The sequence below is a fragment of the Sphingobium sp. TomMM35A genome, assembly GCF_054771735.1.
Map to the genome: position 1 here is coordinate 106,630 of NZ_BSRC01000001.1, position 20,653 is coordinate 127,282.

Sequence of the window (20,653 nt, forward strand, 5' to 3'; positions counted from 1 at the left end):
CTGAGCTTGTCGAAGGGCTTCCCCCCTTGGAAGACAAGGGCTTCGGCAGGCTCAGCCCGAACGGAAGAGTTTGGGCGAAAGGTGGTTACTACTCCCCGAAAGCCTTCGGTGCCGCAGCCACCACCGTGTAGGTGCCCGCACCAATCTCCGACACTTCCAGCGCTCGCTCGGCTATCCCGCTGCGTCCGAAGCGGAACGCCCCGTCGATCCCGGAAAAGCCGCCCGCATCGCGCAGCCGCGCCGCCGGGAAGGGGGTGCCGGGCCGCCAGTCGCGCGCGATGCGCACGGTCAGCAGCACCGCATCATAGCCCAGCGCCGACAGGCGGAACGGCGCGCTGCCGTAGCGCGCCCGATATTTGCTCGCCAGTTGCCCGTAGAGGCCGTCCGACACGCTGGCGAACCAGGCTCCCCGCAGCGCGGGGCTGGAGCCGAGGCTGCTGTCCGTATTCCACAATTCCGTGCCAAGCAGCCGCGCTGTCGCGCCGCCATTCTTCCGCACGATGGGGGCAAGCTGCAAAGCCACCCGCCCGCTGTCGGCGATCAGCAGTGCGTCATAGCTGGACGATGCCTGCAACTTCTTGACCGCCGCCGTCATCGACGCTGGCGTCCGGTCGAAGGTCTGCATCGATACGACCGTGCCGCCCGCGCCCTCTACGGCGCGCAGCAGCGATGTGCCGGAACGCTCGCCATACATGCCCTTGGGCACCAGCGCGGCGAACTTCGACAGTCCCTTGCCCTTGGCGAAGTCGACCACGCGCTCGATCGACTGGCCGGGGATGTAGCCCATGATGTAGACGCCGTTTCCGGCAACGCTCACATCGTTGGAAAAGCTGATGACCGGCACGTTAGCCCGCGCCGCGATCGGCCCGACGGCCCGCGCGTCTTCTGCCAGCAGCGGGCCCAGGATCAGGCGATTGCCTTCCGCCAGCGCCCGGTTCGCCGCCGCCGCCGCGCCCATGCTGGTGTCATAGGTGGTGATGCGCACCTTGTCCGCCTTGGTATCCAGGAGGGCGAGGGTGGTGGTATTGGCGATCGACTGGCCGACGCCCGCATTGGGGCCGCTCATCGGCACCAGCAGCGCGACGCGGTGCCGCTGCGCATCGGTGGGCAGGCCCTGCGTCACGTCGGGGCCGGTCGGGACAGGCTCGGAAGGACGGACGGGCGCGGGTCCACGCGGCACGATCGACTGACAGGCAGCGAGCGCCAGGGCGCTGGCGGCGAAGAGGATGCGCGCGCCGCGCTTCATTGCCGCGAACATGTCCGCTTGCCGGAGGGCATCCGTCTCTGTCATCTGGCGTCCTTATGGAAAATACAACTTCGGGGCTGGAACCCGGGCTTTACATCGTTGCAGGGCCGATCGGCAACCTTGGAGACCTTAGCCCGCGCGCGGCCGATGTCCTGCGCCGCGCCGATGTGATCGCCGTGGAAGATACACGGGTGAGCGCACGGTTGCTGCGTCACGCCGGGTCGGATCGGCCGATGATCCCCTATCATGACCATAGCGCCGAAGGGGTCCGCGCGCGCCTGATCGAGCGGATGGCGGGCGAATCAGTCGCGCTGCTTTCAGACGCGGGCACGCCGCTCATCTCCGATCCGGGCTACAAGCTGGTCCGCGATGCGCGCGCGGCGGGGCGGAGCGTTGTGACGCTGCCGGGGCCCAGCGCCGCCATCGCCGCGCTCACCCTGTCGGGGCTGCCGACCGACCGCTTTCTCTTCATGGGCTTCCTGCCGGTGAAGCAGAAGGCGCGGGCCGATGCCCTGGCCGAAGTCGCGGCCCTGCGCGCCACGCTCATCTTCTACGAAAGCGGCCCGCGCCTGTCCGAAAGCCTCGCCGCCATGGCGCAGGGGCTGGGCGATCGCGATGCCGCCGTCAGCCGCGAGATCAGCAAGGCGTTCGAGGAAACCCGCACCGGCACTTTGAGCGAACTTTCCGCCCGCTATGCCGACGCGCCGCCCAAGGGGGAGATCGTCGTCATCGTCGGCCCGCCCGGCGAAGCCCCGCCTGCCAGCGCAGAAGATGCCGACGCTGCCCTCATCGAAGCAATGGAGCGGCTCCCGGTCTCCAAGGCGGCGGGGGAGGTTGCCAAGAAGCTCGGCCTCGATCGCCGCGCCCTGTACGATCGCGCGCTGGAACTGAAGGGGTGAAGCGGCAGGCTGCTGAAAAGCGCGGACGCCAAGCGGAGCGGATCGCCGCATGGTGGCTGCGGCTCAAGGGCTGGCAGATCGTCGGCCGCCGCCTCCGCACGCCTGCGGGGGAGGTGGACCTTGTCGCCCGGCGCGGCGCGATGCTGGCCTTTGTCGAGGTGAAGGCCCGCGCGACCGGTGCTGATCTTGACCTCGCGATCGACGAACGCCGCCTGTCCCGCGTGGCTGCGGCTGCCGAAATGCTGTTCTACGACCTCGCCAAGCCGGGCGATGACATGCGAATCGATGTGATCCTCCTTGCGCCGGGCCGCCCGCCGCGCCATCTGGCGAATGTCTGGCATGGGGGCTGACCCGCTCTCGTCCGGTTCAGCCCGAACGGAGACGTAAAAGCAGATGACCGAACTCAACCCTCTCACCGTCGCCGTGCAGATGGACCCGATGGAAGGGATCAACATCAAGGGCGATTCCACCTTCCACATCATGCTGGCGGGGCAGGCGAGGGGGCACCGGCTATACCATTATCTCGCGCCCGACCTTACCTATCGCGACGGCCGCGTACTGGCAAAGGCGCGCCCGGTGAAGGTGCAGAAGGTGGACGGCGACCATTTCGCCTTCGGTGAGCCGGAAATGCTCGACCTCGGCCGCGACGTCGATGTCGTGCTGATGCGGCAGGACCCGCCCTTTGACCTGAGCTACATCACCGCCACTCATCTGCTGGAGCGGGTGCAGGCCGAAACGCTGGTGGTCAATGATCCCGCCGCCGTCCGCAATGCGCCGGAAAAGCTGTTCGTGCTCGATTATGCCCGCTTCATGCCGCCCACGATGATCACCCGCGACCTGGCCGAGGTGAAGAGCTTCCTTGCCGAACATGGCGAGATCGTCGTCAAGCCGCTCTACGGAAACGCGGGCAACGCGGTCTTCCATGTCGGGCAATCCGGCGCGAACCTTTCGGCGCTTGTGGAACTGTTCAACGCTTCATGGGTCGAGCCCTTCATGGTTCAGGCTTTCATTCCCGGCGTGGCGCAAGGCGACAAGCGCATCGTCCTGATCGACGGAGACATCGCAGGCGCGATCAACCGCATTCCCGGCGCAGGCGAAATCCGCTCGAACCTCGCGGTGGGCGGATCGGCGGCGAAGACGGAGCTGACCGACCGCGAGCTGGAGATCTGCGCGGCTATGGGCCCGGAACTCAAGCGGCGCGGGCTGCTGTTCGTCGGGATCGACGTGATCGGCGGCGAATGGCTGACGGAAATCAACGTGACATCGCCCACCGGCATCGTGTCGATCGACGCGTTCAACGGCACGGATACGGGCGGCATGATCTGGGACGCGATCGACGCCCGCCTCGCCGAGCGGGTGGCTGCCTGACCAGAATGGCGCAGCGTGCTCCTGCGAAGGCAGGAGCCCAGGCCCCCCGGTCGAACTGGGCTCCTGCCTTCGCAGGAGCACGTAACAGTGCCGGGCGGCCTGTCGCATGACTGACTGGGTCCTCCACCTCATCGACGCGGGCGGCTATTGGGGCATCTTCCTCCTCATGGTGCTGGAAAATGTCTTCCCGCCTGTGCCGTCCGAACTCATCATGGGCATCGGCGGCATTCGCGTGGGGCAGGGCCGGATGGCGATGGAGTGGCTGCTGCTGGCGGGCACGATCGGCACCACCGTCGGCAATTATTTCTGGTATCTGGTCGGGCACATATTGGGCTTTCATCGCCTCAAGCCGCTGGTCGACCGCTATGGCCGATGGGCCACGCTGGAATGGCGGGACGTGGAGAAGCTCGATCATATTTTCGGCAAATATGGTCAGATCGTCGTGTTCGTTTTTCGCTTCCTGCCCGCCTTCCGCACGATGATATCGCTCCCCGCCGGGCTGTTCCGCATGGGGCACGTCCGCTTTCTCGCCTGGACGGCGGGCGGGGCGCTGATCTGGAATATCATTCTGGCTTATGCGGGCTATCTGCTGGGTCAGAATTTCCGCGATATCGATAAATATGTCGGGCCCGTGGCGACGGCCTGTGTCGTGGGCGCGGTGATACTCTACCTCTGGCGCTTGGCGACCTGGAAGCCAAGGGGGTGATATCCTGTTCCCCCTCCCGCAGGCGGGAGGGGGCTAGGGGGTGGGCGCGAGCGGAGCGAGCTTCGACCTAGCCGTTGGATAATGCCTCTGTGTCGCGCCAGCCCACCCCTGGCCCCTCCCGCCTGCGGGAGGGGAATATGTGTCCGCCCCCCTTCAAGCCCGGGGATGCGCATTCCGATACACATCCAGCAAATGCGCCGCATCCACCTGCGTATAGATCTGCGTCGAGGACAGGCTCGCATGCCCCAGCAGTTCCTGGAGCGACCGCAAGTCCGCCCCGCGCCCGAGCAAATGCGTCGCGAAACTGTGCCGCAGCGCATGCGGCGTCGTCCGGTCCGACAGCCCTAGCCGCCCCCGCGCGCCCTGCACCGCCCGCCGGATCAAGGCCGCCGACAACGGCCCGCCTCGCGCGCCACGGAACAAGGGCTCGCCACGGCCAGCCGGATAGGGACAGGCCGCCACATAAGCCTCGATCGCCGCCCGCACCTGGGGCAGCAGCGGCACTTGTCGGCTCTTGCCGCGCTTGCCCGTCACCCGCAGCGTATCGCCAAGCGGCAGGACATCGCCCATCAGCCCCATGGCTTCGCCAATGCGCAGCCCCGCGCCGTATAGCAGCAGCAGCACCGCCCAATCGCGCGCGCCGATCCACCCCTCACGCGCGGTCTCGGCGATATCCTGCGCCAGGGCCACCGCCTCGTCAGGCGAAATCGGTCGTGGCAGGCCGCGCTTCACCTTCGGGCCTTTCAGCACAGGCACCCGCGCATCCTCGCCGCCGATGAACTTCAGGAAGCCGCGCACCGCCGACAATTCCCGCGCCGCCGACACATTGCCGATGCCGTCCATCCGCCGCGCCGTCAGGAAGGCGCGCAGATCGGCCTGTTCCACGCTCTGCAACAGGGCCGCCGTCGCCGCCTCGCCGCGATGTTCTTCGAGGAAGGCGATCAGCCGCTCCGCCGTCGCCATATAGGCGCGCACCGTATGCGTGGAGCGCCGCCGGTCCAGCGCCAGATGCCGACGCCATCCTTCAACCATGTCACTGCCCGCGCTCATGACCTGAATTCTAGGCCATGACTTGCCCGAACGGAATCCCTTACCATGCACCGGACCTTGAAAATCCGCGCCAGATGGGCACATGAGGCGCATGGCAACCGCTCCTGACATGGCCGACATGCCCACCGGCACGCTGCTGCAGATCGCGCCGCGGATCGGCCGCGTCCTCGCGCCCAATCCGTCGCCCTTCACCTATACGGGCACGCAGACCTATCTGATCGGCACGACCGACCTCGCCGTCATCGATCCGGGGCCGGAGGATGACGCGCATCTGAACGCATTGCTTGCCGCCATCGGCGACCGGCCCGTCCGGGCGATCCTCTGCACTCACACCCATCGCGACCACAGCCCCGCCGCCGCGCCGCTTTCGGCGCAGACCGGGGCGCCCGTTATCGGTTGCGCGCCGCTCGTTCTGGACGATGACGGCCCGCGAGCGGACGCCGCGTTCGACCCGACCTATAGTCCGGACCGCATCCTTGGCGACGGCGAACAGGTGGCGGGGGAAGGCTGGACGCTCGAAGCGCTGGCGACGCCCGGCCACACCTCCAACCATCTCTGTTTCGCGCTGCTGGAGGAAAATGCGCTGTTCACCGGCGATCATGTGATGGGCTGGTCGACCAGCGTCATCTCGCCGCCGGACGGGGACATGGCCGACTATATGCGATCAATGCAGCGCCTGCTCGACCGGCAGGATGCGATCTATTATCCCGCCCATGGTGAGCCGGTGCAGAACCCGCAGCGGCTGGTGCGCGGCATGATGGGCCATCGCAAGCAGCGCGAAGGCCAGATCGTCCGGTTCCTTGAGCGCAACGGCGCGTCACAGATCCCCGCCATGGTGGCGGAGATGTACAAGGGCGTTGATCCGCGCCTCTATTCGGCGGCGGGACGATCGGTCCTTGCCCATCTGATCGACCTCGACGGGCGCGGCATTGCCGCTGCGGCGGAGGATGGCCGATGGCGGTTGCGCTGAACAGGTTTCGGACGCCCGTCCTTGCCGCCCTGCTGGTCCTGATGATCGGCGGCGCGCTGCTGCTCGGCTTGCGCAGCTATGACCGCGATTATGTGGTCAGCGTCGAGGATGATGGGTCGGCCGTCACGAAGATCATAGCGGACCGCTTTGCGGGCGCATCGAGCCTCAAGGTGTCCGAAATGTCCGGCACGATCCAGAGCACGGCGCGCGACGTGCGCGGCTTTGGCTTGCTGAAGTCGGATCAGGTCGTGAAGATGCCCTTTTCCGTGGATTATTTCATCGACGTCAGCCGCATCGGCGCGGACGATCTGGAATGGAATGCCGACAGCCGCACGCTGATCGTCAACGCACCGGACGTGAAGCCCGCCAGGCCCAATGTCGATGAGGCGGCAAGGACGCTGGTGCGCACCAGCGGCCTGTTCGTCACCCGGCAGGCGGGCGAGGAATTGAGCCGCCGTGTGTCCGCCCATGCGCAGGGCCGGGCCGAGCAGGAGGCGCGCTCTCCCGCCCGCATGGCGCGCGCCCGGGAATATGGCCGCGCCGCGCTCGCAAAGCTGATGGCGGCGCCACTGGAAGCGGCCGGGCAGGGTGGCGCGCGGGTGATCGTCACCTTCCCGGCGGAGCGCGCTGGCGACAATCGCGACCAATGGGACGTTACGACGCCGATCAATGAGGTACTGGCCAACCGCCGCGCCGCCCGCTAGGGGCGCGCAGGGTAAGGCCCGTGAGGAGTTAGGGACATGAACGCCATCACTGGAATTCCACAGGGGACTGACCTGCGCGCGGAGATCGACCGGCTGCGCAAGGAACGCAACGCCGTCATCCTCGGCCACTACTACCAGAAGCCGGAAATTCAGGACCTGTCCGACTTTGTCGGCGACTCCCTTGAGCTATCGCGCAAGGCGGCGGAAACCGACGCGGAAGTCATCGCCTTTTGCGGCGTGCGCTTCATGGCAGAGACCGCGAAGATATTGAGCCCGGAAAAGATCGTCGTTCTGCCCGATATGGACGCCGGTTGCAGCCTTGAAGACAGCTGCCCGCCCGCCCAGTTCAAGGCGTTCCGCGAGGCGCATCCCGATCATATCGCCTTGAGCTACATCAACTGCTCGGCCGAGGTGAAGGCGCTGTCCGACATCATCGTCACCAGCTCGTCCGCCGAAACCATCCTGTCCCAGATCCCGCGCGACCAGAAGATCATCTTCGGTCCCGACAAGCATCTGGGCGGTTATCTGAAGCGCAAGTTCAACCGCGACATGCTGCTGTGGCCCGGCGTCTGCATCGTCCATGAGGCGTTCAGCGAGACCGAGCTGCTCAAGCTCAAGGCCCAGCATCCCGACGCGCCGATCGCCGCGCACCCGGAATGCCCACCCTATATCGTCGACCATGCCGATTATGTCGGTTCGACCAGCGGCATCCTGCAATATGCCAAGACGATGACCGGCGACACGCTGATCGTCGCGACCGAACCGCACATCATCCACCAGATGCGCAAGGCGGTGCCGGAAAAGAATTTCATCGGCGCGCCCGGTGCCGACGGCAACTGCAACTGCAACGTGTGCCCCTACATGGCGCTCAACACGATGGAAAAGCTCTACCTCGCGCTGCGCGACCTCCAGCCCCGCATCGAGATGGAGGAAGGCCTGCGCCTCGCCGCCAAGAAGAGCCTCGACCGGATGCTGGAACTCGCCAGCGGCACGGTGGGCAAGGGCGACGTGGGCAACCGCTGAATTTCTGTTACCGAACAATAATCCGTTCGGGCTGAGCCTGTCGAAGCCCCTTTCCTGGCAAGGAGGGAGAGCCCTTCGACAGGCTCAGGGCGAACGGGGTCAAAATTTCATCTGGACCCTAAGGGGATTTCCATGACCTTCACCTTGCCCGGCTTCGACCTCGACGCCTTCATCGCCTCCACTCTCGCCGAGGATCTCGGCCCTGACGGCCGCGACGTCACGAGCGAGGCCGTCATTCCCGCCGATGCGATCTTCGAAGGGGTGATGGACAGCCGCGACGCTGTCACGCTGGCGGGGCTCCCTATTGCCGCCGCCTTCTTCCGTGCGCTCGACCCGGAGGTTGAGATCGAACTGCTCCGGCAAGACGGCGATCGCGTTGCGGCGGGCACCGACATCATGCGCATCCGGGGCAAGGCGCGCGCCATGCTGACGGCGGAGCGTTCCGCCCTCAACACCGTCCAGCACCTGACCGGCATCGCCACCATGACCCGCGCCTATGTCGATGCGATCATGGGCACCGGCGCGACCCTGCTCGACACGCGCAAGACCATCCCCGGCCTGCGCGTGCTGGAAAAATATGCGACGCGGCAGGGCGGGGCGACCAATCACCGCATGGGCCTGTGGGACGCGGCGATGATCAAGGACAATCATGTCGCGGTCGCAGGATCGGTCGAGGAAGCCGTCCGCCGCGCCGCCGCCGCGGGGATCGAGCGCATAATCGTCGAAGTCGACCGCGTCGACCAGATCGAACCCGCGCTCGCCGCCGGGGCCACGCATTTGCTGCTCGACAATATGGACGCGCCCACCCTGCGCGGCGCGGTCACGCTGGTGGGAGGCCGTGTGCCGACCGAAGCATCGGGCGGCGTCACGCTCCAGACCATCCGCGCCAAGGCGGAAACCGGCGTCACCTATATCAGCGTCGGCCGCCTGACGCAGTCGGCCCCCGCCGCCGACATCGGCCTGGACTTCGCCTTTGCGTAAAGGGCTGCTGGCCCTGCTCCTGCTCGCCGCGCCAGCCCCCGCGCTGGCGCAGGCGGCCTATTGTTCGATCCCGCAGCAAGTTCCCCGCCCGCGCATCGAACTGCCGCCGACCAACGAGCCGCGCCGCCTGCTCCCAATCGCGGGCTACACCCTCGCGCTCAGCTGGTCCCCGCAATATTGTGCGACCGTGCGAGGCGGCGACAGCGCGTTCCAGTGCGGCGGGCGCAACGGCAAGTTCGGCTTCGTCCTGCACGGCCTCTGGCCCGAAGGCAGCGGGCGCGAGTGGCCGCAATATTGCCGCGCCGCCGACCTTCTGCCTCGGCAAGTCATCCGCCAGAATCTCTGCGTCACGCCGTCTGCCCAGCTGCTCCAGCATGAATGGGCCAAGCATGGCAGCTGCATGACGACCCGGCCGGAGCTCTATTTCAACCTCGCCCGCGCCTTGTACGAGGGCATCCGCTATCCCGACATGGCTCAACTGGCCCGGCGCGACACACTCACCGTCAAGCAGTTCACCGCCGCGTTCGCCCGCGCGAACAAGGGGCTTTCCCCCGGCATGATCCGGGTGAAGACCGCGCGTGGCGGCTGGCTGAGCGAAGTCTCGCTCTGCATGGACCGCGCGATGGATTATGCCCGCTGCCCCGCCAGCCAGCGCGGCGCGCCCGAAGCGGCCAAGCTGCGCATTCGGCCCGGCCCCAACATCCTGCCGCCCAAGGCCCGCGCCGCACCTGCCCGCCGCCCGGCGCTCAAGCTGGACCTGGATCCCAACGCGCAAATCCCCTCCGACTAACGCCGCCTAGGCGTCGATCGTCACCGTCGAAGGATGATGCTTGTCCAGATGCTTGCGGATGATCCGCAGGTTCTTGGTGTTGGACTTGAACAGAAAGTCGAACACATCGCCCGCAAAGGGGATCGCGCCCACCAGCGTGTCGAACCCGACATTGGCCGCCATCCGCGTCAGCTGCCATTTCGGCATGGCGAGGTTGCGCGCTTCCCACACGATCCAGGCACCCATGGCCGCAGTAGCGATGTCGCCGACCACCGGGATCAGGCCGACCAGGCTATCCAGCCCCACGCGCCGGTTCGTGCCGGGGATGACGAACATCCCCTCCAGCATCGCTTCCATCGCCTCGATCCGCCGCCGCACGGACGCGGGATCGCGGCCAAAGCCCGGCATGTCACGCACCATCCGGTCGAACTGATCCTGCGATAACGCCATGGCTGATCCTCCTCGTCCTTGGGCTCACGGCCTAATTGGTGCCGCGGAACAGATGGTTCAATGGATGCCGCGCACGGGGCGATGGCATGAAACCGGTCAGCCGCCGCGTGACCAGCGACCAGCGGACAGGCGCGCCCAGCGCGATGTAGCCGTTATGCGCCTGCATCAGCGCCTCGGCCTGCGCCACCCGCGCCATCCGCTCTGCGGCGCTGGTCGCGAGACTTGCCGCCTGCAACTGCGCATGGGCCTCTTGCGAGCAATGCACCTTCCGCGCGCAGCCCACCCGGCCGAGATACCAGAGAACGCTGTCATAGGCGGCGACCTCATCGATCAAGCGCAGGTCGGCGTCCGCCTTCATCCCCACCCGCTCGGCATCAAGGCCGATCAGCCCCAGATCATGGCGAATGAGCGCGAACAGGCTGGTTGCGCCCGGTCCTTCGGGCAATGCCACGCGCAGCGGCGGCGGATCGCCATTGTCGCTGCGCCAGCGGCGGATGGCGGCGCTTGCCGCCGCGCGCCGGTCATCCAGCGACAGCCCCGGCCAATCCGGCGCCGTCGGCATGCGGGGCAGGTCCATCTGCGCGGGGACGATCTGCTCGGTGATCGCCCACCCTCCCAAGGGGAAGAGGATCGGCAACTGGCTGCGGTCGATCGCCATGTTGATCGCCCGCCGCACGCCGTCATCGTCGAGCAGCTTGCCCTTGCCCGTCACCGCGAAGCCCAGCAGCCCCTGCACCGGATCGACCCGCACGGCATCGCGGTCCACGCCTGCGGGCACCAGCAGCGGAAGGTCGGCGAAGCGCCCGCCCAGCACCGCCTCTGCCCTGCCTTCACGGAAGCGGATGATCGCCAGCGCCGCCCGTTCCGCGCGCAGGATACGCGTTTCCCAGCCCGCCGCCTTCGCCTCCTCGCCCTCTTCGCCGTTGCTTGCCCTGTCGACCGGCGTCAGGATCAGCGCCTTGCCCCATTTTTCGCGCCGGTAGGGGCCAGTGCCGCCCTGGCGCGACAACAGGCCCATCTGCGGCTGCGCCAGCATCTGCAACAAATAGGGCCGAGGCTGGGACAGGCGGATTTCGATCACCTCGCCGGTCATCGGCACGACCGCCTCCACCGCATCCAGCGGCCCATCGGGGTCAAGCCGCCGCAACGCATCGATCCGGGCGGTCAGCAGCCGGGCGACATCGCCCGCCGTCACCTTCGACCCATCGGGCCATTCGGCACGGCGCAGGCGAAAGATATAGCTTCGCCCATCCTCCTCGACGATCCACCGCTGGGCAAGCGCGGGCAAGATCTCGCCGCTCGCGTCGAAGGCCACCAGTCCCTGCGCCGTCGCCTCCAGCATCAGCTTCGCGCCGGGGTCCGGCAGGTTTTCGAGCGGCTTGGAAAAATCGGCGGGCGATCCGATCACGCTCACCGTCACGGGCCCGCTCGCCTCCTGTGAGCAGCCCGCGATCATCGCGGCCGTGCCCAGAAGGACAGCCATGGATCGAAGCAGGGGAGCAGCCACGGTCATTCGTATGACTGGCTTAGGGTCAATGGCGGTGAAGTTGAAGCATGTACATGCATTAAAGCGGCTCGGGCGCGCGCCGTTCCCGTCGGCGTAGGAAGATCGGCCCTTATCTTACCTGTCCCGGAACAGGATTTTGTTAACCACGACTCCGCATTGGCCGCTCTGCCTGCCGCGCTTATGTCTTTGGATATGCGTATCCTGTCCACGATCCTGCTCATTTCCGCCGCCGCTGGCGCCGCTGCCCTGGCGCAAGGGATGCCGACGCCCTTTACCGTGGCGGAGAGCGGGCGCGGCTACAGCGCGCTCAAGGATGCGGTGGCGGCGATCGGCAATGGCAAGGGCACGATCCTGATCGCGCCGGGCACCTATGCCCAATGCGCGGTGCAGCAGGGCGGCGACGTCGCCTTCCGCGCCCAGGCGCCGGGCAGCGTCATTCTCGACGGCGTGCCGTGCGAGGGCAAGGCGGCGCTGGTGCTGCGTGGCCGGTCAAGCAGCATCGATGGCATCATCTTCCAGAATCTGCGCGTGCCGGACGGCAATGGCGCGGGCATCCGGCTGGAAAGCGGCAACCTCACCGTCACCAACAGCCTGTTCCGCAACAGCGAACAGGGCATATTGAGCGGCGATGCGCCGGGCAACAGCGTCACCATCGACAAATCCACCTTCCGCCATCTTGGCCGGTGCGACCGTGATCTGGATTGCGCCCATGGCATCTATATCGGCCGTTATGGCAGCCTGAAGGTCACGCGCTCGCGCTTCGACCAGGGCGATGGCGGCCATTATCTGAAAACCCGCACGGCGCGCGTCACCATCACCGGCAACAGTTTCGACGACAGCCATGGCCATCTCACCAACTATATGATCGACCTCTCCAACGGCGCGAGCGGAGAGATCAGCGGCAATGAAATGGTGCAGGGCCGGGACAAGGACAATCACAGCGCCTTCATCACCGTCGCACCCGAAGGGCGCGAACATGACAGCAGCGGCCTTTCGATCACCGGCAACAGCGCATCTTTCGTGCCTGGACTGCAACGGGGCAGCAGCTTCGTCGCCAACTTCACCGCTGACCCGGTGAAGATCGGCGCGAATCGGCTGGCGGGCGGCATCAAGGTCACGGATCGCCGCTGACTGGCCCTCCGCTGACCGGCCGTCTTGCGCGCGGCCAGGCCGGAACCGATAATGCGGTATGCGCACGACCTATGATTCCGCCACCGTCCGCCTCTATCATTTGAGCGACAGCGAAGAAGGCGGCGCCGCCACGACGCTTTTTTACGGCCCGTTAAGCGAAGCCGTGCATATCGCGCAGCAACAGCCCGAAGAGATTCAGGACGGGCTTTTCATCGCCACCGACAATGATGTGGTTGCCTGGTTGGATTTGCGGGGGGACTGACGAGCCCTTCGAAGTAGGAGGGATAGATGCGCAAGTTGGATGGCTTTTTCGAAGTCCGCTATGACAGCGATCGCAACCTCCTGCTTATCTCCACTTTCGGCTTCTGGAATCTGGATGTGGTCGATCAGTTCGGTCGCGCTATAGCCGATGTCATGCGCACCGCTGATCCCCTGTGTGATACCCTCGTCAACAGCCGCACGGAAATCCACTCGGCGGAAGTCAGCGAGGCGCTGGGCCGCCTCGCTTATTCTAACAAGGATTCAGAAACGGGCCGGATCGCGGTCGTCTCGCCTTCGATGCTGCTGCGCATGCAGACCAAACGGTTGGAGAATGTCATCACCAGCTACGGCTATTTCGCAACCGAACAGGAAGCCCTCGACTGGCTCGCGACACCTGCCGAAGCGGTGGCGTCGCCGACCCGTGCGGTTGGCTGAGGCGATCATCAGCGCCTCAGTGCGCGACCATGATGTGATCGTCACCCCGGACTTGATCCGGGGTCTCGCTTTTCTGGACGCTGCAGGCAGTCGAACCCGGATCAAGTCCGGGAGCGACGGAAACGGGCTGATATTCACCCATCCGCAAAGCCGAACGGCGCATAGCCACGGCGGAAATCCTCCGGCAGCATTTCACGGCCGATCGGCGGCGCTGATCGCGCCATGCACTGGTTCCGGTGGCACAGGCGGCATGTGAGCCCGATGGGTGTCGGCTCGGACGGCCCCATTCCCTGCGTGTAGATCAGCCGATGGGCATGGTCCGCGGCGCAGGCGAGCGCAATCGCCCGCTCGACGCGCGGCGCGCCCCAGCCGCCACCGCCAGCAGCGACCCTGCGCGCAATCGAAAAGAAACGCTGTCCATCGGGCAGCTCCAGCCATTGCGTCACCACTTCATCCGGACGCTCGAACACATGATGGATCGACCAGAGCGGGCATGAACCGCCATGTCGGGCAAAGGGAAAGCCCGCGCCGTCCAGCCGCTTGCTGATATTGCCCGCCTTGTCGACGCGCAGGAAGAAGAAGGGCACCCGTTCCTGCCCCGGCTTCTGCAGGGTGGTCAGCCGGTGCGCCGTCTGTTCAAAGCTCGTCCCGAACTGCCGGGCCAGCGCCTCGACATCGTAGCGTCGTGCCTCCACTGCCTTGGCGAAGCTGCCATAGGGCATCAGGATGGCCGCCGCGCCATAATTGGCGATGCCCTGGCGCGCGAGTTGCCGCCCGCTCGCGCTGGAAAACTGCCCGTCCTTCAGCAGCATTTCCATTTCGCCGCGCATTTCCAGATAGGCGATCTGCAGCGCCAGCTGGAACGCGGTGCTTGGTCCGTCCAGCGCGTCATTGACCAGCACAGCGTCGCGATGCCGGTCCAGCCTGCGCATCGATCCCGCCATCACGTCAGGCGGCAGGCGGCGGATGCGCAGGCCATGTTTGCTCTTGAGCCATGCTGCCGTGCCGCCTGCCTGCTCGATATCCGCTGCCAGCCGTTCGCCCGCATCGTCGAGCGGCGGGAAGCTGTTGCGCCGCGCGCCCAGGAACCGGCGGGCATCGGCCGAAGGATCGGGGGCCTGCTCCGCTGCTTGCGTGCGATCGCTGCTCCGGTCCGCCAGTGCCAGCTGCTCTTCCCGATAGGCGGTATGCAGCCGCAGCAGCGCTTCGCTGAACCCCGGATAGTTGATCGCGACATCCTGCATGGCGAGCGCGGGCAGGTCGATGTCCGCGAACATCGGGTCCTTCAGCACCGCCTGCAGCCGGGCCGTCTGCTCCGCGCCGCCGTCTCCCGCCAGTTCGCTCATGTCCATCCGGTAGGTACGCGCCAGCCGCAGCAGCATATCGGCGGTCAGGGGCCGCTGGTTGCGCTCCAGCAGCGCGACATAGGATGCGGATATCTCGAGGTCCGCCGCCATGTCCGACTGCGTCAGCCCCAGCTCCCGCCGCAGCCGCCGCAAGCGCGGGCCCATATAGACGGGACGATCCTTGGCCATGAATGCGGGGCTCCTGTGCAGACCTTACAACTATACAGAAGAAGTTTGTAAAGATCGACAACTGAACCGCACGACCCCTCCCGGCCCGGCCCGCCTTCCCCCAAAACGCGTTCAACTCGCTACTTCATTCAGGGGATTTCCATGACCTACGCCCAACAGATCACCCGCGCCTCATCGCTCCTGAGCGACGAACCCAACTGGAACGGCATCGCCGCCGACTCGGTCGCCCGCATGCGCCTCCAGAACCGTTTCCCCACCGGCCTCGACATCGCCCGCCACACCGCCGCCATCATGCGCCGCGACATGGCCGCCTATGATGCCGATCCCGCTAACTACACCCAGTCGCTAGGCTGCTGGCACGGCTTCATCGGCCAGCAGAAGATGATCAGCATCAAAAAGCATTTCGGCACAACCAAGGGCAAATATCTCTACCTGTCGGGCTGGATGGTCGCGGCGCTGCGTTCCGAATTCGGCCCGCTCCCGGACCAGTCGATGCACGAAAAGACCAGCGTTCCCGCGCTGATCGCGGAACTCTACACCTTCCTGCGCCAGGCCGACGCCCGCGAACTTGGCATGCTGTTCCGCGACCTCGACAAGGCGCGCGAGGCGGGCAACGAGGTTGAGGTCCATCGCCTCACCACGGCGATCGACAATCACGAAACTCACATCGTCCCGATCATTGCCGACATCGACGCCGGATTCGGCAATGCCGAGGCCACCTATCTGCTCGCCAAGAAGATGATCGAGGCCGGGGCCTGCGCGCTCCAGATCGAGAATCAGGTTTCGGACGAAAAGCAGTGCGGCCATCAGGACGGCAAGGTCACGGTTCCGCACGAGGACTTCCTCGCGAAGATCCGCGCCTGCCGCTACGCGTTCCTCGAATTGGGGGTCGATGACGGCATCATCGTCGCCCGTACCGATTCGCTCGGCGCGGGCCTCACCAAGCAGATCGCCTTCAGCCGCGAGCCCGGCGACCTGGGTGACCAGTATAACAGCTTCCTTGATGTCGAGGAGGTCGCCGACCCGTCCACCCTGCGCGGCGATGTCGTCATCGCCCGCGACGGCAAGCTGCTGCGCCCCAAGCGTCTCGCCTCCAACCTCTTCCAGTTCCGCTCCGGCACCGGCGAGGATCGAGTCGTGCTGGACTGCATCACCTCGCTTCAGAACGGCGCGGACCTGCTGTGGATCGAAACCGAGAAGCCGCATGTCGAGCAGATCGCCGCCATGGTCGATCGCATCCGCGAGGTCATTCCCAATGCCAAGCTGGTCTACAACAATTCGCCCAGCTTCAACTGGACGCTGAACTTCCGATGCCAGGTGTTCGACCGCTGGCAGGCCGAGGGCAGGGATGTGTCCGCCTATGATCGCGCCCGGTTGATGAGCGCGGATTACGACGCCACCGACCTTGGCCGCGAGGCTGATGAAAAGATCCGCACCTTTCAGAAGGACGCCGCGGCGCGGGCGGGCATCTTCCATCACCTCATCACGCTGCCGACCTATCACACGGCTGCATTGTCGACCGACAATCTGGCGCGGGACTATTTCGGCGAGGCCGGGATGCTCGGCTATGTCGAGGGCGTCCAGCGCCGCGAAATCCGCGAAGGCATTGCCTGCGTGAAGCACCAGAATATGGCGGGCAGCGACATCGGCGACGATCACAAGGAATATTTCGCTGGCGAGGCGGCGCTGAAGGCTGGCGGCGCGCACAACACGATGAACCAGTTTGCTGCCTAAATTAGGAAAGGAGGAAGAAGATGACTGAACCTGCAAGATCCCGCGCGGTTTTCTCGACCGAGGATTTCTCGCTGCTGAGGACCGCGGTGGCGGAATATCTTCAGAAGGTGAAGGACACGCCGGATTCGGTGAAGTTCGCGAACCTCTATCACCGGCTCGGCCGCTTGCGCTAATTGCCCTTGCCGGTGACAGGGGCCCCGCCGCCGACGGCTCTCGGCGGCGGGCTTTTGCCGACTTTGCGCTTTCGCCCAAACTGGCAGACGCTTATCCTGAAGGCGTCTGAACCGATGGGAGAGCCCCCATGCCCTATACGCTCGTCACCGCGAACCGGAATTATTCCAGCTGGTCGCTGCGTCCATGGGTGTTGATGAAGGCGCTCGCCATTCCGTTCGATGATCGGATCGAGCCGTTCGCGCACAGCACCAACTATGCCGCCTTCCGCTCCTTCTCTCCCACCGGACAGGTGCCCGTGCTGATCGACGGGGAGCGAACCTTGTGGGATTCGCTTGGCATCACCCTCTATCTTGCCGATCGCCATCCGGCTGTCTGGCCGCAGGGTGAGGCTGCCCGCGCTTTCGCCCAATGTGCCGTCGCGGAAATGCACAGCGGCTTTGCGACGCTGCGCAACGAATGTCCGATGAATGTGGGCGTGCGCGTGGAAATGGACATGCCCTCGCCCCACCTCAACCGCGACATAGCCCGGCTGTCGGAACTGTGGGGGGAGGGGCTGAAGCGCTTCGGCGGGCCGTTCCTCGCAGGCCCGGAGTTCAGCGCGGTCGACGCCTTTTACGCGCCGGTCGTGTTCCGGGTGCGGACCTATGGTCTTGATGTCGGGCCTGTGGCGCGCGGGTGGGTCGATCATATGTTGAATCATCCCGCCATGCGCGAATGGGAAGCCGCCGCACTAGCCGAGACCTGGCGGGAGGAAGGCCATGAGGCGGAAGTGGGTGCCGCTGGCCGGATCATCGAGGATCATCGTGCGTCCTGACTGCCGACGCAAAGCAGGCCATGGCCGGGAAACAGCAAATATTGGTCCGTGCCCCCTTTCGCCGCGCCCGCTCTGGGTCTAGGGGGAAAATATCATGGTCAATCCTCGCACGTTGTACGAAAAGATCTGGGACGCTCATGTCGTTGAACGCCGTCCCGATGGAACCTGCCTCATCTATATCGACCGCCACCTTGTTCATGAGGTGACGAGTCCGCAGGCTTTTGAAGGTCTGCGCATGGCTGGCCGCCCGGTGCGCCGCCCGGACCTGACGCTGGCGGTGCCGGATCACAATCTGCCCACGACGCCGCGCCGCGATGCGCAGGGCAACCGCATTCCCATCGCCGATCCAGAAAGCGCGCAGCAGCTCGCCGCGCTGGAACGGAACGCGCCGGAGTTCGGCGTCCGCCTGATCGGCGACGCTGACCGGGAACAGGGGATCGTCCATGTCGTGGGGCCGGAGCAGGGCTTCACCCTGCCGGGCACGACGCTGGTCTGCGGCGACAGCCATACAAGCTCGCACGGTGCGCTGGGCGCGCTGGCCTTTGGCATCGGCACGTCGGAGGTCGAGCATGTGCTCGCCACGCAGACGCTGCTGCTGAAGCAATCGAAGACGATGGAAGTCGTGGTCGAGGGGGAACTGGGCTTCGGCGTAACGCCCAAGGATGTGGCGCTGGCCATCTGTGGCCGGATCGGCACGGCAGGCGGCACCGGCTATGTCATGGAATATCGTGGCTCCGTCTTCCGCGACATGTCGATCGAAGGGCGGCTGACGGTTGCCAACATGTCGATCGAGGCGGGCGCGCGCTCCGGTCTCTTCGCGCCGGACGAAAAGACTTTCGCTTACCTGAAGGATCGCCCGATGGCCCCCAAGGGCGTCGATTGGGATGCCGCCGTCGCTTATTGGAAGACGCTGGCCACCGACGAAGGCGCGCAGTTTGACAAGACGGTGGTCATCGATGCCGCTGATATCGTGCCCAACGTCACCTGGGGAACCAGCCCCGAGGACGTCGTGCCGGTGACGGGCGTGGTTCCCGATCCGGAAAGCTTCGCCGACGCGTCCAAGCGCGCCGCCGCGCAAAAGTCCCTCGATTATATGGGCCTGACTGCCGGGCAGCGGATGGAAGATGTGACGGTCGAGCATATCTTCATCGGCAGTTGCACCAACAGCCGGATCGAGGATCTCCGCGCAGCTGCCGCTCTGCTCAAGGGCCGCCATATCGCGGAACGCATCAAGCAGGCGCTGGTCGTTCCCGGCTCCGGCCTCGTCAAGCAGCAGGCGGAAGCCGAAGGGCTGGACCGCGTCTTCACCGAGGCGGGCTTTGAATGGCGCGAGCCGGGTTGCTCGGCGTGCCTGGGCATGAATCCGGACAAGGTTCCTGCCGGAGAACGCTGCGCATCCACCAGCAACCGCAACTTCATGGGCCGTCAGGGTCCGGGATCGCGGACGCATCTCGTTTCGCCTGAAATGGCGGCGGCGGCGGCCATCACCGGCCATTTGACCGACGTCCGGGAACTACTGAAAGAAAAGCAGGGAGAGGTGGTCGCATGAAGAAGGTATTCTGGGTGCTGGCGCTTGGCGCGCTGGCCAGTGCCGCCATGGCGGCGACCCTCGGGCGGGCGGAAGACAGCCGCTCCCTGGAGACCAAGCGGGCGCATTGATGGACAAGCTGAATATCGTCGAGGGCAGGGCCTATCCGTTCGGGATGAAGAATGTCGATACCGACATCGTCATCCCGGCGCATTGGCTGAAGACCATTTCGCGTGCGGGCCTGGGGAAGGGCGCGTTCGAGGTGCTGCGCAAGGAACCGGGTAACGTCTTCGACGACCCGGAATATGCGGGCAGTCCGATCCTGATCGCTGGCGACAATTTCGGCTGTGGCTCCAGCCGCGAACATGCCGCCTGGGCGCTTGCCGACCTTGGCATCAAGGTCGTGATCGCGCCCAGCTTCTCCGACATTTTTTCGGGCAACGCCTTCAAGAACGGCATTCTGACGGTCGTCCTGCCCCAGGAAGCGATCGACCGGCTGATGGAGGTCGCGAAGACCGACCCTATCCACGTCGATCTGGAACATCAGACCGTGACGACCCAGTTCCAGGACCGCTTTCAGTTCGAGATCGATCCATTCCGCAAGCACTGCCTGCTCGGCGGGTTGGACGAGATCGGATTGACGCTGGGACAGGCCGACACGATCAGCCAGTTCGAGGCGAAGGACGCGGGGGCACGGCCCTGGCTTGTTCCCGCCGTTGCGTAAGCGGCCCGACTTTCCTATCTGGATTGAGACTTCAGCTTCTTTTTACAAGGCATAGGCATGACCACTTTCGATGATCGCGAAAAGGCCTTTGAAAATATGTACGCTCGTGACCAGGAGATGCAGTTCCGCATCCAGGCGCGGCGGAACCGGCTGCTCGGCGAATGGGCCGCAGCCAAGATGGGCCTGACGCCGGAAGAAACCGACGCCTATGCCAAGGCCGTGGTCCAGGCCGATTTCGAGGAAGCAGGTGACGAGGATGTCATCCGCAAGCTGGTCGGCGACATGACGCAGGCTGGTCTCGACATTGACGAGGCGGGCGTTCGCTCTGCTCTGGAAGAGCAGCAGGTGATCGCGCGCCGCCACTTCATCGAAGCCCAGTAAGCAGAACGGACGCTTGCCATGCCGATGGCTGCCGAAGACATTGCGGATATGATCCGGGCGGCCATTCCGGACGCTGAGGTCGAAATCACCGACCTTGCCGGTGATGGCGATCATTACGCGGCGCGAGTCGTGGCCGAAAGCTTTCGCGGCATGAGCCGGGTCGCGCAGCAGCGCGCCGTCTATGCCGCGCTTGGCGGCCGCATGGGCGGGGTGCTCCACGCCTTGCAACTGACCACTGCCGTTCCCAACTAACCGCTATCATT

General features: G+C 65.5%; 24 protein-coding genes. 19 read left to right on the forward strand and 5 right to left on the reverse strand.

Annotation, left to right across the window (positions count from 1 at the left end; translation table 11 throughout):
• Positions 1 to 88 precede the first annotated feature (88 nt).
• The gene (locus ACYU8T_RS00520) at positions 89 to 1,291 is read right to left on the reverse strand and encodes a penicillin-binding protein activator (RefSeq protein WP_441339465.1); all 1,203 of its coding nucleotides are present in this window, start codon (positions 1,289 to 1,291) and stop codon (positions 89 to 91) included.
• Between the two features lie 11 nt (positions 1,292 to 1,302).
• On the opposite strand from ACYU8T_RS00520, the gene rsmI reads away from it, so the two are divergent.
• The 4 genes from rsmI to ACYU8T_RS00540 all read left to right on the forward strand — a co-directional run bounded on the left by rsmI (position 1,303) and on the right by ACYU8T_RS00540 (position 4,219).
• Positions 1,303 to 2,145: a 16S rRNA (cytidine(1402)-2'-O)-methyltransferase gene (gene rsmI, locus ACYU8T_RS00525; protein WP_097090903.1), complete on the forward strand. Its 843-nt coding sequence runs from the start codon at positions 1,303 to 1,305 to the stop codon at positions 2,143 to 2,145.
• Positions 2,142 to 2,495 (forward strand): YraN family protein, encoded by a 354-nt coding sequence (locus ACYU8T_RS00530; RefSeq protein WP_201515057.1) that lies wholly within the window; start codon positions 2,142 to 2,144, stop codon positions 2,493 to 2,495. The genes rsmI and ACYU8T_RS00530 overlap by 4 nt, the downstream gene beginning before the upstream one ends.
• Positions 2,496 to 2,538: 43 nt before the next feature.
• Positions 2,539 to 3,513, forward strand: a complete 975-nt coding sequence (gene gshB / locus ACYU8T_RS00535) for a glutathione synthase (protein WP_097090905.1) — start codon at positions 2,539 to 2,541, stop codon at positions 3,511 to 3,513.
• Positions 3,514 to 3,619: 106 nt separating this feature from the next.
• Positions 3,620 to 4,219: a DedA family protein gene (locus tag ACYU8T_RS00540; protein ID WP_097092671.1), complete on the forward strand. Its 600-nt coding sequence runs from the start codon at positions 3,620 to 3,622 to the stop codon at positions 4,217 to 4,219.
• A gap of 153 nt (positions 4,220 to 4,372) precedes the next feature.
• Here the strand turns inward: ACYU8T_RS00540 and ACYU8T_RS00545 are convergent, their stop codons facing one another.
• Complete coding sequence (locus ACYU8T_RS00545; protein WP_097090906.1) at positions 4,373 to 5,269, reverse strand: tyrosine recombinase XerC; 897 nt, start codon at positions 5,267 to 5,269, stop codon at positions 4,373 to 4,375.
• 91 nt (positions 5,270 to 5,360) lie between these two features.
• On the opposite strand from ACYU8T_RS00545, the gene ACYU8T_RS00550 reads away from it, so the two are divergent.
• The 5 genes from ACYU8T_RS00550 (at position 5,361) to ACYU8T_RS00570 (ending at position 9,737) form a co-directional block, all read left to right on the forward strand.
• The gene (locus tag ACYU8T_RS00550) at positions 5,361 to 6,239 is read left to right on the forward strand and encodes an MBL fold metallo-hydrolase (protein WP_461158184.1); all 879 of its coding nucleotides are present in this window, start codon (positions 5,361 to 5,363) and stop codon (positions 6,237 to 6,239) included.
• Positions 6,224 to 6,943, forward strand: a complete 720-nt coding sequence (locus ACYU8T_RS00555) for a DUF4230 domain-containing protein (RefSeq protein ID WP_461158185.1) — start codon at positions 6,224 to 6,226, stop codon at positions 6,941 to 6,943. The genes ACYU8T_RS00550 and ACYU8T_RS00555 overlap by 16 nt, the downstream gene beginning before the upstream one ends.
• 36 nt (positions 6,944 to 6,979) lie before the next feature.
• A complete protein-coding gene (nadA, locus tag ACYU8T_RS00560; RefSeq protein ID WP_461158186.1) occupies positions 6,980 to 7,966 on the forward strand; it encodes a quinolinate synthase NadA in 987 nt (328 codons plus the stop codon).
• Positions 7,967 to 8,098: 132 nt separating this feature from the next.
• Positions 8,099 to 8,947, forward strand: a complete 849-nt coding sequence (gene nadC, locus ACYU8T_RS00565; RefSeq protein WP_461158187.1) for a carboxylating nicotinate-nucleotide diphosphorylase — start codon at positions 8,099 to 8,101, stop codon at positions 8,945 to 8,947.
• Positions 8,940 to 9,737 carry a ribonuclease T2 family protein gene (locus ACYU8T_RS00570; protein ID WP_461158188.1) on the forward strand — a complete coding sequence of 266 codons (798 nt, stop codon included), beginning with the start codon at positions 8,940 to 8,942 and terminating at the stop codon, positions 9,735 to 9,737. The genes nadC and ACYU8T_RS00570 overlap by 8 nt, the downstream gene beginning before the upstream one ends.
• A gap of 6 nt (positions 9,738 to 9,743) precedes the next feature.
• Here the strand turns inward: ACYU8T_RS00570 and ACYU8T_RS00575 are convergent, their stop codons facing one another.
• Together ACYU8T_RS00575 and ACYU8T_RS00580 are read right to left on the reverse strand one after the other, a co-directional pair.
• Positions 9,744 to 10,166, reverse strand: coding sequence for a DUF4112 domain-containing protein (locus tag ACYU8T_RS00575; protein ID WP_461158189.1), 423 nt, complete (start codon positions 10,164 to 10,166; stop codon positions 9,744 to 9,746).
• Positions 10,167 to 10,197: 31 nt separating this feature from the next.
• The gene (locus ACYU8T_RS00580) at positions 10,198 to 11,649 is read right to left on the reverse strand and encodes an ABC transporter substrate-binding protein (RefSeq protein WP_255254685.1); all 1,452 of its coding nucleotides are present in this window, start codon (positions 11,647 to 11,649) and stop codon (positions 10,198 to 10,200) included.
• A 216-nt stretch (positions 11,650 to 11,865) separates the two neighbouring features.
• Between ACYU8T_RS00580 and ACYU8T_RS00585 the strand changes: the two genes are divergently transcribed.
• Genes ACYU8T_RS00585 through ACYU8T_RS00595 form a run of 3 tightly spaced genes read left to right on the forward strand, consistent with a single transcriptional unit; the run spans position 11,866 to position 13,500 of the window.
• Positions 11,866 to 12,804 carry a right-handed parallel beta-helix repeat-containing protein gene (locus ACYU8T_RS00585; RefSeq protein ID WP_461158190.1) on the forward strand — a complete coding sequence of 313 codons (939 nt, stop codon included), beginning with the start codon at positions 11,866 to 11,868 and terminating at the stop codon, positions 12,802 to 12,804.
• A gap of 58 nt (positions 12,805 to 12,862) precedes the next feature.
• Complete coding sequence (locus tag ACYU8T_RS00590; protein ID WP_097090915.1) at positions 12,863 to 13,066, forward strand: hypothetical protein; 204 nt, start codon at positions 12,863 to 12,865, stop codon at positions 13,064 to 13,066.
• A 26-nt stretch (positions 13,067 to 13,092) separates the two neighbouring features.
• Positions 13,093 to 13,500 (forward strand): hypothetical protein, encoded by a 408-nt coding sequence (locus ACYU8T_RS00595; protein ID WP_461158191.1) that lies wholly within the window; start codon positions 13,093 to 13,095, stop codon positions 13,498 to 13,500.
• Positions 13,501 to 13,634: 134 nt separating this feature from the next.
• Here the strand turns inward: ACYU8T_RS00595 and ACYU8T_RS00600 are convergent, their stop codons facing one another.
• Positions 13,635 to 15,035, reverse strand: coding sequence for a helix-turn-helix domain-containing protein (locus tag ACYU8T_RS00600; protein ID WP_461158192.1), 1,401 nt, complete (start codon positions 15,033 to 15,035; stop codon positions 13,635 to 13,637).
• Between the two features lie 141 nt (positions 15,036 to 15,176).
• Between ACYU8T_RS00600 and ACYU8T_RS00605 the strand changes: the two genes are divergently transcribed.
• The 7 genes from ACYU8T_RS00605 to ACYU8T_RS00635 all read left to right on the forward strand — a co-directional run bounded on the left by ACYU8T_RS00605 (position 15,177) and on the right by ACYU8T_RS00635 (position 20,642).
• Positions 15,177 to 16,769 (forward strand): isocitrate lyase, encoded by a 1,593-nt coding sequence (locus ACYU8T_RS00605; protein ID WP_097090918.1) that lies wholly within the window; start codon positions 15,177 to 15,179, stop codon positions 16,767 to 16,769.
• Positions 16,770 to 16,789: 20 nt separating this feature from the next.
• Positions 16,790 to 16,942, forward strand: a complete 153-nt coding sequence (locus ACYU8T_RS00610) for a hypothetical protein (RefSeq protein WP_176502165.1) — start codon at positions 16,790 to 16,792, stop codon at positions 16,940 to 16,942.
• Between the two features lie 128 nt (positions 16,943 to 17,070).
• Complete coding sequence (locus ACYU8T_RS00615; protein ID WP_097090919.1) at positions 17,071 to 17,757, forward strand: glutathione S-transferase family protein; 687 nt, start codon at positions 17,071 to 17,073, stop codon at positions 17,755 to 17,757.
• A 94-nt stretch (positions 17,758 to 17,851) separates the two neighbouring features.
• A complete protein-coding gene (leuC, locus tag ACYU8T_RS00620; protein WP_461158193.1) occupies positions 17,852 to 19,306 on the forward strand; it encodes a 3-isopropylmalate dehydratase large subunit in 1,455 nt (484 codons plus the stop codon).
• A 109-nt stretch (positions 19,307 to 19,415) separates the two neighbouring features.
• Positions 19,416 to 20,009: a 3-isopropylmalate dehydratase small subunit gene (leuD, locus tag ACYU8T_RS00625; RefSeq protein ID WP_097090921.1), complete on the forward strand. Its 594-nt coding sequence runs from the start codon at positions 19,416 to 19,418 to the stop codon at positions 20,007 to 20,009.
• 57 nt (positions 20,010 to 20,066) lie between these two features.
• Positions 20,067 to 20,390 carry a DUF1476 domain-containing protein gene (locus ACYU8T_RS00630; RefSeq protein WP_097090922.1) on the forward strand — a complete coding sequence of 108 codons (324 nt, stop codon included), beginning with the start codon at positions 20,067 to 20,069 and terminating at the stop codon, positions 20,388 to 20,390.
• Between the two features lie 18 nt (positions 20,391 to 20,408).
• Positions 20,409 to 20,642, forward strand: a complete 234-nt coding sequence (locus ACYU8T_RS00635) for a BolA/IbaG family iron-sulfur metabolism protein (RefSeq protein WP_097090923.1) — start codon at positions 20,409 to 20,411, stop codon at positions 20,640 to 20,642.
• Positions 20,643 to 20,653: the final 11 nt, after the last annotated feature.

Coding starts and splice junctions, on each gene's coding strand:
- ACYU8T_RS00520 (WP_441339465.1), bottom strand. CDS start 1,291: ATGACAGAGACGGATGCCCTCCGGCAAGCGGACATGTTCGCGGCAATG.
- rsmI (WP_097090903.1), top strand. CDS start 1,303: ATGGAAAATACAACTTCGGGGCTGGAACCCGGGCTTTACATCGTTGCA.
- gshB (WP_097090905.1), top strand. CDS start 2,539: ATGACCGAACTCAACCCTCTCACCGTCGCCGTGCAGATGGACCCGATG.
- ACYU8T_RS00540 (WP_097092671.1), top strand. CDS start 3,620: ATGACTGACTGGGTCCTCCACCTCATCGACGCGGGCGGCTATTGGGGC.
- ACYU8T_RS00545 (WP_097090906.1), bottom strand. CDS start 5,269: ATGAGCGCGGGCAGTGACATGGTTGAAGGATGGCGTCGGCATCTGGCG.
- ACYU8T_RS00550 (WP_461158184.1), top strand. CDS start 5,361: ATGGCAACCGCTCCTGACATGGCCGACATGCCCACCGGCACGCTGCTG.
- ACYU8T_RS00555 (WP_461158185.1), top strand. CDS start 6,224: ATGGCGGTTGCGCTGAACAGGTTTCGGACGCCCGTCCTTGCCGCCCTG.
- nadA (WP_461158186.1), top strand. CDS start 6,980: ATGAACGCCATCACTGGAATTCCACAGGGGACTGACCTGCGCGCGGAG.
- nadC (WP_461158187.1), top strand. CDS start 8,099: ATGACCTTCACCTTGCCCGGCTTCGACCTCGACGCCTTCATCGCCTCC.
- ACYU8T_RS00575 (WP_461158189.1), bottom strand. CDS start 10,166: ATGGCGTTATCGCAGGATCAGTTCGACCGGATGGTGCGTGACATGCCG.
- ACYU8T_RS00580 (WP_255254685.1), bottom strand. CDS start 11,649: ATGGCTGTCCTTCTGGGCACGGCCGCGATGATCGCGGGCTGCTCACAG.
- ACYU8T_RS00585 (WP_461158190.1), top strand. CDS start 11,866: ATGCGTATCCTGTCCACGATCCTGCTCATTTCCGCCGCCGCTGGCGCC.
- ACYU8T_RS00590 (WP_097090915.1), top strand. CDS start 12,863: ATGCGCACGACCTATGATTCCGCCACCGTCCGCCTCTATCATTTGAGC.
- ACYU8T_RS00595 (WP_461158191.1), top strand. CDS start 13,093: ATGCGCAAGTTGGATGGCTTTTTCGAAGTCCGCTATGACAGCGATCGC.
- ACYU8T_RS00600 (WP_461158192.1), bottom strand. CDS start 15,035: ATGGCCAAGGATCGTCCCGTCTATATGGGCCCGCGCTTGCGGCGGCTG.
- ACYU8T_RS00605 (WP_097090918.1), top strand. CDS start 15,177: ATGACCTACGCCCAACAGATCACCCGCGCCTCATCGCTCCTGAGCGAC.
- ACYU8T_RS00610 (WP_176502165.1), top strand. CDS start 16,790: ATGACTGAACCTGCAAGATCCCGCGCGGTTTTCTCGACCGAGGATTTC.
- ACYU8T_RS00615 (WP_097090919.1), top strand. CDS start 17,071: ATGCCCTATACGCTCGTCACCGCGAACCGGAATTATTCCAGCTGGTCG.
- leuC (WP_461158193.1), top strand. CDS start 17,852: ATGGTCAATCCTCGCACGTTGTACGAAAAGATCTGGGACGCTCATGTC.
- leuD (WP_097090921.1), top strand. CDS start 19,416: ATGGACAAGCTGAATATCGTCGAGGGCAGGGCCTATCCGTTCGGGATG.
- ACYU8T_RS00630 (WP_097090922.1), top strand. CDS start 20,067: ATGACCACTTTCGATGATCGCGAAAAGGCCTTTGAAAATATGTACGCT.
- ACYU8T_RS00635 (WP_097090923.1), top strand. CDS start 20,409: ATGCCGATGGCTGCCGAAGACATTGCGGATATGATCCGGGCGGCCATT.